Below are 14,725 nucleotides of genomic sequence, written 5' to 3'. Positions count from 1 at the left end.
GCAGGATTGGAGCTGCCCGGGCATTAGTGACCGCCAGGAGGAAAACGATCTCACGTTCAGTTACCGATACAGTGCCGCATCGCGCAGGATTCACGCCGAAAGTCCAAGGTTTCCGGTACGACATCCAGGGACTGCGGGCTTTGGCTGTTTCCCTTGTCGTCATCTTCCATTTGTGGCCCGGCGCGCTGACCGGCGGATTCGTCGGTGTTGACGTGTTCTTTGTCATATCCGGCTATCTCATTACCGCCCATCTGGTCGCCAACCCTCCGCGTACGGTCAGGGACCTTGCGTCATTTTGGGGCCGCCGGATCCGCCGCCTTCTACCTGCCGCATTCCTGGTTCTGCTGGTTACTGCAGTCGCTGCGAGAATTCTCGCCCCATCAACGCAGTGGGCTGCCATTGCGCGGGAAATCATCGCGTCGGCTTTGTACGTCGAGAACTGGGCCCTGGCCAGCGCATCCGTCGATTATCTGGCGGCAGAGAATGCACCGACTCCGAGCCAGCACTTCTGGTCCCTGTCAGTTGAGGAACAGTTCTATCTCTTCTGGCCGCTGGTCATCCTTGCCGGCTTCTGGCTGGCCAGGAAATGGGGAGCAAATGCAACCGTATTGACCGGGTTCGTGATGCTGGGCCTGGCCGCTGTTTCGCTCGCGGTTTCCGTCCACACCACGGCTTCCGAGCCAGCCAGCGCGTATTTCATCACCCCGGCACGGATCTGGGAACTGGCCGTGGGCGGACTCGTAGCCGTCATCGGGCCTTGGGCGGCACCCCGGCTCGCGGGACCCGTTCGCATTCTGCTGGCCTGGACCGGCATCGCAGGGATCCTCCTGGCCGGCTTCACCTATGACGGTGCCACGCCTTTCCCCGGCTACACAGCTCTGCTGCCGGTCCTGGGAACCGCCCTGGTCATCCTGCCGGCCGCGCAGGACCGCCTCTCGCCCACCCATCTGCTGCGCGCCAAGCCGCTGCAGTGGCTCGGCGACGTCTCCTACTCCGTCTACCTCTGGCACTGGCCCCTGATCATGCTGCTCCCCTACGCGACTGGAGGCGAGCGCGGCTGGCTCGAGAACGCGGTCATCGTGGTGCTGACGGTAGTGCTCGCCTGGCTGACCAAAACGTGCGTAGAGGACAAATTCAGGTCCGCACATCCCTCCGGAAGACTCACTCCCACGTATCGTTTTGCGGCAGCGGGAATGATCGCGCTCACCGTGCTGGGCAGCGCACAGCTGGGTGAGGTCCATTACCGCCAGCAGATGGCCGGTGAACAGCTCGAAGAGCTGAAAAAGGGCGGTGATGGATGCCTTGGAGCCGCCGCCATTGCGTCAGGGGATGAATGCCCGCCGGACAACCGGATGATTCCGGAACCAGCTGTGGCCAAGAATGACAGGTCGGACGCCTACCGGGACAATTGCTGGTCAAATGAGCCGTTCACGGAGCGCCCCGTCTGCACCTATGGCAACGGGGACATCGAGATTGCCCTGGTCGGTAATTCCCACGCGGGTCATTGGCTGCCTGCCCTGCAGGTGCTCGCCGAACGGCACAATTGGACAATTACGACCTTCCTCGTCTCACGCTGCAATCCCACGGACGCGCAGTTGGAGTTCGATACCGATGAGATGACCGAAAACTGCCATGCCTACGGCGAATGGGTCATGGAGCAGACGAAGGGTAAGGCATTCGACCTCGTCATTACGTCGGAACGGCAATCCGTCCCGGTCCACGGCACCTCATGGGAAACTACCGAAGCCCCGGCGGTGGAAGGATACAAGTCCTATCTGAAGCAATGGGCGGACGCCGGTACCAAGGTCCTGGTCATCAAGGACCCTCCCTACCCGGGCAACGAAATCAGTTCGATACCGGACTGTCTGGCTGCCAAGGACGTCGATTCCTGCTCCGGCACGCCGGAGAGCTGGCACTGGATGGACCCCTTGGACCAGGCAGCGCGCGAACTCGCCCATCCACACATCCACAGGACCGATATGGATGAGTACTTCTGCACCGACGGCGTTTGCCCCGCCGTCGTCGGATCCGTCGTAACGTACTTCGACGGTTCGCACATCACGGCGACCTATGCCAGGACCTTGGCGCCCTACCTGCAGGAGCCGATCGAAAAAGCCCTCGCGGGCCAGCCGCCCACTGGCTAGGATGGCGACCGGACGGAATTTGGGGAAATCTAGCGTCAGGACCTGGCACGAAAAACCTAACCGCCCCGCACAGCGCCATCGGCAGTCCTGCCGGATTCCGGCAGGACATCCAAGGGCTGCGCGCCGTGGCGGTCTCCCTGGTCCTGATCTACCACCTCTGGCCGGCCCGGCTGACCGGCGGCTATGTGGGCGTGGACGTCTTCTTCGTCATTTCCGGCTACCTGATGACCGCGCACCTGCTCGCCCGGAAGCCGCGCACGGCCGGAGACCTGGCCCGGTTCTGGGCCCGGCGGATCAGGCGCCTGCTGCCGGCCTCCTTCCTGGTGCTGGCCGCGACCGCCGTGGCGGCCCGGCTGGTGGCCCCGCCAACGCAATGGGAGCTGATCGCCAAGGAGATAATTGCCTCGGCCCTGTACGTGCAGAACTGGGTCCTGGCCGGCAGCGCGGTGGACTATCTGGCGGCCGACAATGCCCCCAGTCCCGTCCAGCACTTCTGGTCGCTCTCGCTTGAGGAACAGTTCTACCTGTGCTGGCCCCTGGTCATCCTGGCAGTCGTCTGGCTCGCCGGCATCTGGCGGCTCGCCGTCGGCCTGGTGGCCCGCTGCGTCATCGCGGCTGTCATCGCCGGGTCCCTGGCGGTATCCGTGCTGGCCACCGCCGACGACGCCGGCAGCGCCTACTTCATTACCCCCACGCGGGTCTGGGAACTTGCCGCCGGCGGCCTTGTGGCCACGCTGGCGCCGCTGGCCGCCACCCGGCTGCCCCGGGCCGCGGCCGCGCTGCTGGCCTGGGGCGGGATGGCGGCCATCCTCGCGGCGGGCGTGACGTACACCGCCGCGACCCCGTTCCCCGGCTACACTGCGCTGCTGCCGGTGGCCGGTACCGCCCTGGTGATCCTGGCCGGCACGGAGCACAGGTCCTCGCCCACCGGCGTCCTGGGCCTGAAACCCGTGCAGTGGCTCGGCGATGTCTCCTACTCGGTCTACCTGTGGCACTGGCCGCTGATCGTGCTGTTCCCCTTCGCCACCGGGGCCGACCTTCGCTGGTGGGACAAGCTGGCGGTCCTGGCCCTGACCCTCGTGCTGGCGGCGTTGACCAAGGTTTTCGTCGAGGACAGGTTCCGTTCGGCCTTGCCGGCCGGACGGCTGGTGCCGGCCTACCGCTTCGCCGCAGCCGGCATGGCCGCCGTCGCGGTGCTCGGCGGTGCCCAGCTGGCCGAGGTCAACTACCGCAGCCAGCTGGCCGAGCAGCAGCTGGCCGCGGTGGAGGCAGGCAAGGACCCCTGCATCGGCGCCTCTGCCCTGGCCCGCGGGCCCGGCACCTGCGCGCCCGGGCAGCCGGAGCGGATGGTCCCGGAGCCGGCGCTGGCCAAGGACGATCTTCCGGACGCCTACAAGGACGGCTGCTGGTCCTACGATGACTTCACCGACCGGCCTGTATGCACCTACGGGGACGGAAAGACCCAGCTGGCCCTGGTGGGCAACTCCCATGCCGGCCAATGGCTGCCGGCCCTGCAGATCCTGGCGGACAAGCACGGCTGGACCATCACCACCTACCTGGTCACCCGCTGCAACCTGACCACCGCGCCGCTGGACTTCAACAATGCCGAGCGGACCCGGAACTGCCTGGACTACGGCCGGTGGGTGATGGACCAGACCAAGGGCGGCAAATACGACCTGGTGGTCACGTCCGCGCGGCAGTCGGTCACGGTGGAGGGCGAAAGCTGGCAGAGCACCGAGGCGCCGGCCGTCGCCGGCTACAAGAGCTACCTCGCCGAATGGGCGGCGGCCGGGACGAAGGTCCTGGTGATCAAGGATCCGCCCTATCCGGGCACCCGGATCAGCTCCATCCCGGACTGCCTGGCCGCCCACCCGGAGGATCCGTCCGCCTGCTCCGGCACGCCCCGGAGCTGGCATTGGATGGACCCGCTGGAGCGGGCGGCCCGTGAGCTGGATGCGCCGGGCATCGGCACCGTGAACCTGGACAAGTACTTCTGTGCCCGTGAAGTGTGCCCGGCGGTCATCGGCTCGGTTGTGGCGTTCCGCGACGGCTCGCACATCACCGCCACCTACGCCCGGACCCTGGCGCCGTACCTGGACGGGCCCCTCCGGGCGGCTCTGGCAGACCGGCCCGGTTCGGCTGCGGACCGGAGCAGCCAGTAGACTGGACGGCGCTTTTGTTCCCGACGCTTCCAGGATTAACTGCTTGACCACCGATGCCGCCCCTGCCCCCGCACATCCCCAGGACCGCCAGACCTGGATCGACCAGGCCCGCTGGGCCGCGATCGTCCTGGTGGTCGCCGGCCATGCCGTGGGGCTGCTGCGCACGGACTCGGGGCTGGCGCTGCTGGCCTCCAATTTCGTCTACATGTTCCACATCCCCGTCCTGGTCCTGCTGGCAGGCTGGGGGGCGCGCCGGTCCCAGGCCGGCGGGGAAGGCCTGGCCCGGATCTTCCAGCAGCTGCTGCTGCCCTATGTGGTTTTCCAACTGCTGGCGTTCGGCGTGAACTATCTGGTGGAGGATGACACTCCGAGCTGGAGCTTTACCGAGCAGACCTTCGGACTCTGGTTCCTGGTGGCCCTGGCCGGATGGCGCCTGCTGGCGCCGTGGTTCCGTGGCCTGCAGTTCCGCGGACTGCCGTTGGCCGTGCCGGCTGCCGCCGGCCTGGCGCTGGCCGCGGGGCTGAGCCCGCAGATCGGCGGCTTCCTTTCGCTCTCGCGGATCCTGGTGTTCCTGCCGCTGTTCCTGGCCGGACCCTGGATCGTGGACCGGATCAGCGTGTGGCGCCGGGACCGGAGGGCCAGGATGGCCGGGGCCGCCGTCCTGGCGGCCGGCGCGGCGGTGACGCTGGCGCTGCGCGGGGACTTTTGGCGCACGCCGTTCCTGGGCAGCAGCGGCTATGCCGACCTTGGCCTCGGCAGCGCCGAGGGCATGCTGTGGCGCCTGCTGGTGCTCGCGGCAGGCGCCGTGATGGCGACGGCCTTCATGCTGGCCCTGCCCGGCCGCTCGGGCGCCCCGTCGCGGGCAGGGGCCTGGACGGCCCGCGCGGGGCAGTACACGATGTACCCGTACCTGCTGCACCTGCCGCTGCTCACCGTCGTCGACGCATCGCCGCTGGTCCAGTCCGCCGGCAGCCCGCTGCACACGGCGCTGTTCATGGCCGCTTCCGCGCTGTTCTGTGTCCTGGCGGTCTGGCAGCCGGTGGTCGCGCTGGCGCGGCCGCTGGTCGATCCCCGGGCTGCCTGGACGGCGCTGCGGCCGGCCGGCAGGGACCGGGAGCCTACGCGTACTGCAGGCTGAGCGAACCGTGCACGGTGGCGTACGGCCGCCACGTGCTCCCGCCCGGATAACCGATCCGGAAGGTGTGCAGCACGTTGTTGCCCTCCACCTGCAGGTAGATGTCCAGGAAGCCGTTGTCCCCGGAGACCCCCTCGTCCAGCTGCCCGTCGGTGACGGCGGCGCGCAGCCGCAGCCGGCCCGGTCCGCGCTCAAGCACCTCGGCGGGAAAGAACACCGGAGCTCCGCCGGCACGGCGGCCGACCACCAGGTTCGCCCGCACCAGGTCCTCCAGCGCCGGGCCCGCGCTCTGGCGCCAGGCCAGCTCGCCCTCGATCTCCAGCCCGCCCGCAGCCGGCAGGCCGAGCTCCCGGAGTGTGAAGTCCAGGCCCGAAAGGACCACCCGGTCCGGCACCTGCCGCCAGGCCTGCTCCAGGACGGCGGCCCACTGGCCGATGACCGCGGTGTCCGAGAAGGCCTCGCTGCGCTCCCACGCCCTGCGGCCCATCTCGCGGGCCAGTTCCGCATCGGTGCAGAGCCTGACCACCCGTTCGGCCGCGGCGGCGGTGTCCCGCGCAGGCACCAGGAAGCCGTTGACGCCGTCCTCGATCACGTCGCTGGGCCCGTAGCGGATGTCGTAGGAAACCGGAGGGCAGCCGCGGCCCAGGCTTTCCATCAGCGCCAGCGGCTGGCCCTCGTTGCGGCTGGTCAGCAGCGAGAAGCAGGCGGTCTCGAACTCCGCGGCCGCATTCGGCGCGTGCCCGCGCAGCCTGACCACCTCGGTCAGGCCCTGTTCCTCGATCCTGGCCTGCACCTCGTCCCGCAGCGAGCCCTTGCCGTAGACGTCCAGCACCACGTCGGGCAGCTTCTGGTGGACCAGCGCCATCACGTCGACGGCGTCGGCGACGTTCTTCTGGCTTTCCAGCCTGACCACCATGACGCCGCGCCTGCGGTCCCGTCCCTCGAAGGGCGGCAGCGCCTCGGCACGGGGCTTGGGGTTCGAGACGGTGAACAGGTTGGTCGCCCTGCCGAACCGCAGCTCGTAGTCTTCGCGCTGCTTGCGGGTGAGGAAGACCAGCCCGTCCCAGGCGGCGCTGTCCTCGAAGATTGGCTTGCGGCCGGTGGCGAGCTTGCCGGTGAACGGATCCCCGCCGCCGGCGATGTGGCTGTTGTGGATCACCACCAGCTTGAGGATGTGCTGTTCGTCCAGCGGTGCCACCACCTGGGCGGCGAATCCGCTGTCCACGATGAACACGGCCCGGTCCCCGCCGGCGAGCTCGCGCATCCAGTGCCGGTAGAAGTCGCCGGCGGTGCGCCAGCGGCCGACGGCGTTGCCGGTCCGGTCCAGCAGCGTCAGGTACCGTCCCAGCGGCTTGCCGGCGGCGTCGACGGGCGCCTCGTCGCGGAAGAATTCGGTGCCGTCCGGCCGGTAGTACCGGCGGTGGGCCACGGTGGTCCCGTCCGGGCGCATGATGGTGCGCATGAAGACCTCGCCCGACGGGTCCAGCACCACCTCGGGCTGCCCGGCGGGCCCCTGGTCCTCGGGAACCGCCGGCTGCGCCACCGCAGGCAGGCCGTCCAGGTCCGCGTCCCGGTAGTGCTGGAAGACGTTCAGGACCTGGGTTCCGGGCGCCAGCTTCCCCTGCTCGCGCAGCCGGTCGGTCAGGGCCTGGTAGCTCGGTTTGGGCTCAAAGGAGATGATGGCCGCTTCCCGGCCGCCGAACCGGCTGAAGGCCCCGGCGCGGTGCAGGCACATGGTGGTCATGCCGCCGAAATTCTCCGCCAGTCCCCACAGGACCATGAAGTACTTGCCCTCCGGCAGCGCCGCCGCGGTGCGGCCGGCCGTCTCCGCCATGCTCACTGTGCCTTCCTTTTCAGGCTAAGGTTGCCGAATTTCGTCGGGTAGGGCAGCCAGCGCAGCGACGACGGCTGCCAGGTCACCCGGGTGCGGCTGCTGCCGGAGGCGTCGCGGGCCTGGAAATACAGGTCCACGAAGTCTTCCGGTGCCGCTGCCAGCTCCGCCAGCGGCACCGAGCAGCTGACCCGCACAGCCCCCGGCGCCCCGGCCTCGGTACGGGCCGGGTACTCGCGTTCGGCGGCCCCTCCGCGCACGGCCAGGACGAAGGAGTAGCCGCCGTCGGCCTGCCCGGACACCGCACGCACGGTGCCGGACAAGGTCAGCAGGCCGTCGGCCGTGACGCTGGCCTTGCTCAGTTCAAATGCTTGCGGCGGCGGCTGGGACACGTGGCTCCCCCTTGCGGGATCGGGCGGGCGGATACTGGCGCGGCGATGGCGCCCGCCCCCAACTCTATAACCTCCACGTTGGCGGTGCCGACGGTGTTAATCCCCCGCGGGGGCACGGGCTGCCACCTGCCACCGCCGATTGCCAGTAGACTGGGGGGCTGACGCTCCCCCGATGCTGCAAGGACCAGACTTTGACCAAGCGTGATTCCCTAGCCCACCGTGTCCTCCGCAAAGGCAAACGCCACCTCAAGACAACGCTGAAACCGGCCGCACGCGCCATCCTTCCCACCGTGGCCAACGTCGCGGGCAAACCCCAGGCACCCGAAGTGCCGCTGAAGGCGCCCGAGCCGTGGGCCCGCCCGCAGCAGCCGGCCACGGAGGCGGCCAAGCCCTCACTCATCGGCGCCGTAGCCGGCGGCGGGTCCCTGGTGCCGGACTTTTTTGCCGATGCCCGGAAGACGATCCAGGACTCCGGCGCCCAGACGGTACTGGCGGCCAGTTACAGCCTGCGGGACGCAGGGGCCAGCGAAGACTTCGTCCGGGCCCTGCAGGGCATGGCCCTGCTGCGCATCTCGGGACCCGAGGCGGCGTGGCGGCAGTTCGAGCTGGTGGGCGACGACCGGATTATCAACCTGTGCCCGGACGAATACTTCGCGGCCGCGTTCACCCAGGACCCTGACCGGGCGGCCAAGGTGCTCACCGGGCTGCTGGCGGACGGGGCCCACCTGGCCTGGTCCGCCCAGGCAGTCCTGCGCGTGGCCCGGCGCGCCTTCGCCCGCGACGAGCTCGATGCCGCCCGCGTCCTGGTCTCCTTTGGCCTGGGCGGAGGGCTGAAGAAACTCTCGGCCCACACCCGGGGCGAGTTTGAGCGCCTGCAGACCTGGTTCCCCGAGGGTGAGCGCCGCCAGCCCATCACGGTTCCGGCAGCCGACGCGAACTTCGGCGTGCTCAGCTACCAGCAGCCGGATGCCTGGTCCCGGAACGTCGGCGACTACATCCAGACGCTCGCCTCGCTGGGGCACCTGGTCCGCCACGCCAACCTCGAATTCGTCGGCGACCCGGAGCTCACCGGCTTTTTGAACGAGATCCGCAGCCAGGTCAAGGACGAGCGCCGGATCATCGGGCCGGCAGCCACGGTAGCGGTGCTGGAAACCTACCGGGACGGCAGCCCGCTGCAGGACATCCCGGAGAACACCTGGATCCTGGCCTTCGGCTGGTACATGCACCACACCTTCGGCCAGCACTTCAACTTCCCCTTCCATCCGAACATCCGGCCGATCTTCGTCTCCTTCCACGTGAACAAGCCGGCCATGCTCACCCCGGAGGCCATTGCCTACCTCAAGGAGCACGGCCCGGTCGGCTGCCGGGACTGGCAGACCGTCGCCCTGCTGCGGGCGGCGGGCGTGCCCGCGTTCTTCTCCGGCTGCATCACCACCACCGTGGACACGGTCTTCCGGCGCGACGGCGAGGACACGCGGTCCAAGATTGCGCGCGTGGATGCCCTGCAGCCCGGCGAGGGGGACGTCCTGCTGCAGACCCAGAAGGGAATGCTGCAGATGCCGTTCGCGCAGAAGCTCGAAACCGCCCGGAGCTGGGTCAACGGCTACCACACCGACTACAAGCAGATCAGCACCTCGCGGCTGCACTGCTTCCTGCCGGCCCGTTCGGTGGGCTGCGAGGTCGAATTCGAGCCGAAGAACCGCTCGGACGTACGCTTCGGCGGACTGATCGGTACCTCGCAGGCGGACTTCGACGCCATCCGCAACGGCATCCTGGACAAGCTCGCCGAAGTCATCCCGCTCATCGCTTCCGGAGCCGGCAAGGAGGAGGTCTACGCCAGGTGGGCCGAGGTCTGCGCCCCGGCGATGGCCGAGGCGGACCGGTTCCTGGCCCGCCGGCCGCAGGTCGTGCTGGAGGACGACGTCGTGGCCCGGCTCGCGGCGGCCGCCGCGCCGGCCACCGTGCAGCCGGACGGCGAGGTCACCGACGTCGTGCTGGACCACGGACAGGGCAGCGCCGGGCACCTGGCCAAGCTGCTGCGCTCGATCGCCGACCACGCCGACGGCAACGTACGTGTCTGGATGGCCGAGGACGGCGTGCCGGCCGAGGTCCGCGAGGCCGCCGAGGCCCTGCAGCCGCAGCTGCAGGTCGTGTGGCTGGCCGAAGACGCGTTCGCGGCCGATGAGCTGGCCGGCAGCTACCCTTACCTGAAGCGCCGGGAACTGCTGCTGGCCCTGATGCCGGAGATCATGGCCGGCAGCAAGCGTGCGGTCTACCTGAACGGGGCTGCCCTGGTCCGTGCGGACCTGGCCGGCCTGGCCGGGCTGTCACTGCAGGGCAAGGCCCTGGCGGCGCGGGACGAGCACCGGATGCGGCGCCAGAGCGGCTTCGGCCTGCTCCGCCTGATTTCCGAACGGCACCACCACGACGATGCGAAGGCGCTGGAAATGATCGCGGTCACCCATGCCGCGCATGCGTTCGATTTCCGGGTCTTCGACGCCTCGGTGCTGGTCATGGACCTCGAGGCGGCGCGGGAGGCGGGGCTCGGCCGGAAGGTGGCCACCCTGCTGCTGAACTACGAGATGGACTTCGGCGAAGCCCTGAACGCGGTGGTGGGCCCGGAGCGCGCCGTGCTGCCTGACGAGTGGAACCACTCCGCGCTGATCGGGACGGACGAGGACCCGAAGATCATGAACTGGCGGGACACGCAGAAGCCCTGGAGCGACGGCTACGGGCCGTTCGTCGGGTACTGGCGCAGCATGTGACCGGCAGGTAGGAGCCTGCGAAAGCGGTCCCGGACCCAAGGTCCGGGACCGCTTTCGTGTACCTGCCGGCCGGGCCGCCTGCCGGCCTGCGGAGTCCCGGGAGTCAGCTGAGTTCTTTGACGATCTGGCTGATGCTGTCCAGGGTGCGCTTGAGTTCCTCCACATGGCGCTCGTCGAAGGCGCTGAGCACCCGTTTCATCTCGGTGGTGGAAATTCCCGTGGTGCGCGGCAGGTAGACCACTTCGACCCGGTCTTCCAGGTCGTCGAACTTGCCCCGCCAGTCCTCGCCGATCCCGAAGACATCCACGCCGTATTTGTCGATGTCGGTGCGCTTCTGCGCCCAGTTCTCCTCCGGGATGGCCAGGTCCACATACCGGATCGCCCGGACGATCTCGATCCGCTGCTCGAACGGCACCACCGGCTTCTTGCCCTTGACCGCGTTGAATTCGTCCGTGGACACGCCCACGATCAGCCGGTCCCCCAGCTCGCTCAGCCGCTTGAGGATGTTCAGATGCCCAATATGGAACAAGTCGAATGTCCCGTACGTAAGGACCGTTTTGCCCACGCGTCTTCCCTGCCCGTCCTGTCGATGCCCGGCTGTTTGCCCAAAGTTCGTCCGCTAGCCATCTTAGCGAGCGGGGCAGGCCCTATCGTGTCGCTGAAGCGCCACGCAGGGACCCGGCTGCCCCGCTCTTAGCGGGGCAGGCAGCGATCCTAGACCACCGGCCAGCGGCCGGCGGCGCCCATCCGGAGGACCGTGGACCATTTCAGCTTTCGCCGCCGCTCCCCCGGACCCCACGGATCCTGCTGCCAGCCGGCCAGCCAGCCGGCGAACCAGGGCTTAAGCTGCTGCGGCTGGCGGCGCGCGCGGACGAGCTGCACCAGGGTCCAGGAGCCCACGTAGGCCCAGCTGAACGGCCAGGGCAGGTTGCGGCGGGCCAGCCAGACGCGGTTGCGGGCGTTGAGCCGGAAGAACTCGGCGTGCCGGCGCGGGTCGATCACCGGATGGCCGGCGCGCAGGTCGCCGGCGTACCAGGTGCGGTGGCCGGTGTCCCAGACCCGCCAGGCGAACTCGATGCCCTCGTGCGCGTACCAGAAGGTGGACGGCCAGCCGCCGGTGGCGTCGAACACGTCGCGGCGCATGGCAATGGCCATTTCCACCACGGAAAACACATTGCTGGACGCCCGTGGGTCGCCCTTGCGCAGCCGCGGGATCCAGCGCTGCGGGGCGTCCGGGTCCGCCGGATCCTCGATCCGCGGCTGGATCATGCCGATGTCCGGCCGGGCCCGGAACAGGCGCACGCAGTTGAGCAGGAAATCCTCATCGGGCAGCCACGCGTCGTCGTCAAGGAAAAACAGGTACTCGCCGGCCACCTGCGGCACGCCGGCGTTGCGGCCGGCGGGGATGCCCAGGTTCTCCGCCAGGTGCAGGGCCTTGAACCCCTCCGGGAGCGCTTCGGGCTTCCAGCCGTTGCCGACGACGACGACGTCCAGGTCCACCCCGCGCTGGGCCTGCAGCGAGGCGAAGCCGCGCTGCAGTTCGGCCGGCCGGGTGCCCTGGGTCAGGACCACGACGCCGATGGTGGGTACCGCCGCCGGGCCGCTCCCGGTGGCGGCCGCCGGCCGGCTTCCGGGCGCGCTCACCGGCGTAGCCTCGGCGAGGCCATGATGGCCACGAAATGCCCGGCGTTGACGAACAGCACGGCCGGAACGAGCACGTACAGCAGCCACCGCTCTCCCAGGACCGGCTGGGCCGCGACCAGCGAGGCCACCGAAGCGGCCAGGATGAGCAGGCTCAGCTCCACCGAGTGCAGCAGCCGGTGGAACGGCAGGAAGCGGGCCAGCCGGCGCAGCCGGCCCACCAGGGAGGCAGCGGGGACGGCCTTGGCCTCGGCGGTGTCCGGGAGCTTGTCCAGTCCGGCCAGCGCCCGCGAGGCGTGGACCATTTCGTTCTGCGCCTTGTTCAGCACGATCAGCAGTGCCAGCACCGCGCCCAGGAACAGATGCAGGTAGGCCTGGCCCGGATCGGTGCGCAGCAGCCCGGCGTCCCCCAGGCAGCGCAGGCCCAGGGCCAGCGGGATCAGCGCCTCGGTGGTGTAGTGGCCGATCTTGTCCAGGAAAATGCCCTTGGGGCTCTGCGTGCCGCGCCAGCGGGCGACCTCCCCGTCGCTGCAGTCGAAGTACAGCTGCAGCTGGGAGCAGAGCACGGCCAGCAGCGGGCCCCAGATGCCGGGGATGAGCAGGCTGGCGGAGATCGCCCAGCCGGAGAGGATCATTAGCCCGGTGACACCGTTGGCCGAGATCGGGGTGCGCACCAGGATGCTGGTGAGGTAGATGGAGATGTGCCGCAGGTACAGCTCGGCGGTCCAGTGCTCGGCGTTCTTGCGGCTGCGCACCTCGGGCGGCTGGGCAACGGCGCGCAGCTGCTCGAGCGTGGGCCGGGCCGGACGCGCCGGCGGCAAGGTGCGGTTCACGATTTCCTCCGTCCGGTGTCCACCGTGGTGCCTGCGCCGAGCAGGCTGCCGCGCAGGAAGCCCAGCCCCCAGCTGATGTGGATGCTCGGCAGCACGGCCATCAGCCGCAGCCGGTCCGGCAGGCTCAGCTGCTGCGGGGCCGTGGCGGCGGCGGCCACCAGCCCCGCCGCGTAGCCGGCCGGCACGAGCGCGGAGGCCGCCGCCGGAGCCTTCAGCCAGGCCGGCCAGTTCCGGGTCGCCCCCGCGGCGGTCAGGACCGCACCGGCGGCCCCGGCGCCGAGCCCGGCCACCAGCACCGGCGGCAGGAAATGCCGCAGGGATTTGCCCTGCCGGTGCCGGCGGGCCAGTTCGGCGCGCCAGATGCCGGCCGCGTAGAACTGGCGCACCAGCGACCCCCAGCTTGTGCGCGGCCAGTAGGTCACGCGCAGCTGCGGGTCGAACCAGATCACGTGGCCGGCTTCGCGCAGGCGCAGGCACAGGTCCCAGTCCTGGCCGCGCCAGAAGGTTTCGTCATAGAGGCCCACGGCCTCCAGCGCGTCCCGCCGGAAAATGCCCAGGTAGGCCGATTCGGCAGGGCCCTCGGGCGCGCCGCTGTGGTAGGCGGCCCCGCCCAGGCCCAGCGGAGAGACGTAGGCGGCGGCCACGGCCCGCTGGAAGCCGGTGCGTCCTTCGGCCGCCATCAGTCCGCCGACGTCGGCCGCGCCGGTGCGCAGCAGGGTCGCCACGCCGCGGGCGGTGTAGTCGGGTTCGAGTTCGGTATGGGCGTCGACCCGGATGATCACCGGATGCCGGGAGGCCCGGATGGCCTGGTTCAGCGCCGCCGGGGTGCGCCCGGACGGGGACCTCACGCTGCGCAGCCGGGGCTCGGCCGTTGCCAGCCGGGCCACGATCTCGTCGGTCCCGTCGGTGGAGGGACCCAGGGCGAGGACGATCTCCTTCGGCCCGGCGTACTCCTGGGCCAGGATGCTCCGGACTGCGCGTTCGATGTGGCCGGCCTCGTTGAGCACGGGCATCACGTAGGACACCCCGGGCGTGCCCTCCAGCGCCCGGGCGGTCGGCTCCCCGGTCACTGTTTCCTGAGCTCCTGGTATGCCTTGACTACCTCGGCAGGATCCCCGTCCATCCGCAGTTCGCCGCGTTCGATCCAGATCACCCGGCTGCAGGTGTCCTTGATCGACTTCATCGAGTGCGAGACGAGGAAGACGGTGCCGGCGTTTTCCCGCATTTCCCGGATCCGCGCCTCGCTGCGCTGGCGGAACCGCTGGTCGCCCACGGCCAGCGCCTCGTCCACGATCAGGATGTCGTGCTGCTTGGAGGCGGCGATGGCGAACTTCAGGCGGGCCTGCATGCCGGAGGAATAGGTGCCCATCGGCAGGTCGATGAACTTCTCCAGTTCGGCGAAGGCGATGATTTCATCCTTCTTCTCCAACATCTCGGCCTTGCTGAAGCCCAGGGCCAGGCCGCCGAGGATGATGTTCTTCTCGCCGGAGAGCTTGGGCATCAGCGCCGCCCCGACGCCGAGCATGCTGGGCCGGGAGGAGGCATAGATCGCCCCGCGGGTAGTCGGCGTCAGGCCCACGATGGCCCGCATCAGTGTGGACTTGCCGGAGCCGTTGGAGCCGATGATGCCGATGGACTCGTTTTCGTAGGCCTTGAAGGTGACCCCCTTGAGGGCGTGGACGGTGCGCAGCGCCTTGTGCGGCGTGAGGATCTTCCGGGTGCCTTCCTTCAGGCCCCGGCCGGCGGCGTGGGCCTTGTATTCGACGTGCACGTCGTCGGCGATGACCACCGGCCTGCGGTGGCTGGCTGTTTCACTCATGCC

Annotated in this window: 11 protein-coding genes; 4 read left to right on the top strand and 7 right to left on the bottom strand. The window is 69.3% G+C overall.

The window, feature by feature from the left end:
- Nucleotides 1-26 precede the first annotated feature (26 nt).
- The 3 genes from HGG74_RS18590 to HGG74_RS18580 are packed head-to-tail and all read left to right on the top strand — an operon-like array spanning nucleotide 27 to nucleotide 5,444.
- The gene (locus tag HGG74_RS18590; protein ID WP_312856901.1) at nucleotides 27-2,144 is read left to right on the top strand and encodes an acyltransferase family protein; all 2,118 of its coding nucleotides are present in this window, start codon (nucleotides 27-29) and stop codon (nucleotides 2,142-2,144) included.
- Nucleotides 2,027-4,306: an acyltransferase family protein gene (locus HGG74_RS22190; protein ID WP_312856905.1), complete on the top strand. Its 2,280-nt coding sequence runs from the start codon at nucleotides 2,027-2,029 to the stop codon at nucleotides 4,304-4,306. Before HGG74_RS18590 ends, HGG74_RS22190 begins: the two co-directional genes overlap by 118 nt.
- A gap of 43 nt (nucleotides 4,307-4,349) precedes the next feature.
- The gene (locus HGG74_RS18580) at nucleotides 4,350-5,444 is read left to right on the top strand and encodes an acyltransferase family protein (RefSeq protein WP_168488810.1); all 1,095 of its coding nucleotides are present in this window, start codon (nucleotides 4,350-4,352) and stop codon (nucleotides 5,442-5,444) included.
- Here HGG74_RS18580 and HGG74_RS18575 read toward each other — a convergent pair.
- Nucleotides 5,425-7,275 (bottom strand): glycosyltransferase, encoded by a 1,851-nt coding sequence (locus HGG74_RS18575; RefSeq protein ID WP_246263052.1) that lies wholly within the window; start codon nucleotides 7,273-7,275, stop codon nucleotides 5,425-5,427. The two genes, HGG74_RS18580 and HGG74_RS18575, sit on opposite strands and share 20 nt — an antisense overlap.
- 2 nt (nucleotides 7,276-7,277) lie before the next feature.
- Nucleotides 7,278-7,664: a hypothetical protein gene (locus HGG74_RS18570; RefSeq protein ID WP_168488806.1), complete on the bottom strand. Its 387-nt coding sequence runs from the start codon at nucleotides 7,662-7,664 to the stop codon at nucleotides 7,278-7,280.
- Between the two features lie 290 nt (nucleotides 7,665-7,954).
- Here HGG74_RS18570 and HGG74_RS18565 point away from each other — a divergent pair, with 290 nt between their 5' ends.
- Nucleotides 7,955-10,429: a hypothetical protein gene (locus tag HGG74_RS18565; protein WP_168488804.1), complete on the top strand. Its 2,475-nt coding sequence runs from the start codon at nucleotides 7,955-7,957 to the stop codon at nucleotides 10,427-10,429.
- A 103-nt stretch (nucleotides 10,430-10,532) separates the two neighbouring features.
- On the opposite strand, the gene HGG74_RS18560 is transcribed toward HGG74_RS18565, so the two are convergent.
- The 5 genes from HGG74_RS18560 to HGG74_RS18540 all read right to left on the bottom strand — a co-directional run bounded on the left by HGG74_RS18560 (nucleotide 10,533) and on the right by HGG74_RS18540 (nucleotide 14,722).
- Entirely contained in the window at nucleotides 10,533-10,994 is a 462-nt protein-coding gene (locus HGG74_RS18560) for an FAD synthase family protein (protein WP_168488802.1), read from the bottom strand.
- Between the two features lie 149 nt (nucleotides 10,995-11,143).
- The gene (locus HGG74_RS18555; RefSeq protein ID WP_168488800.1) at nucleotides 11,144-12,073 is read right to left on the bottom strand and encodes a glycosyltransferase family 2 protein; all 930 of its coding nucleotides are present in this window, start codon (nucleotides 12,071-12,073) and stop codon (nucleotides 11,144-11,146) included.
- Nucleotides 12,070-12,903: a CDP-alcohol phosphatidyltransferase family protein gene (locus HGG74_RS18550; protein WP_312856900.1), complete on the bottom strand. Its 834-nt coding sequence runs from the start codon at nucleotides 12,901-12,903 to the stop codon at nucleotides 12,070-12,072. Before HGG74_RS18550 ends, HGG74_RS18555 begins: the two co-directional genes overlap by 4 nt.
- Nucleotides 12,900-13,973: a glycosyltransferase family 2 protein gene (locus HGG74_RS18545; protein WP_312856899.1), complete on the bottom strand. Its 1,074-nt coding sequence runs from the start codon at nucleotides 13,971-13,973 to the stop codon at nucleotides 12,900-12,902. Before HGG74_RS18545 ends, HGG74_RS18550 begins: the two co-directional genes overlap by 4 nt.
- Nucleotides 13,970-14,722 (bottom strand): ABC transporter ATP-binding protein, encoded by a 753-nt coding sequence (locus HGG74_RS18540; RefSeq protein ID WP_205762166.1) that lies wholly within the window; start codon nucleotides 14,720-14,722, stop codon nucleotides 13,970-13,972. The genes HGG74_RS18545 and HGG74_RS18540 overlap by 4 nt, the downstream gene beginning before the upstream one ends.
- Between the last annotated feature and the right edge of the window lie 3 nt (nucleotides 14,723-14,725).

The sequence above is a fragment of the Arthrobacter mobilis genome (assembly GCF_012395835.1).
Classification (GTDB): domain Bacteria; phylum Actinomycetota; class Actinomycetes; order Actinomycetales; family Micrococcaceae; genus Crystallibacter; species Crystallibacter mobilis.
The sequence above is the reverse complement of the archived record's forward strand: the minus strand, read 5'-3'. Positions and strand labels throughout refer to the sequence as shown.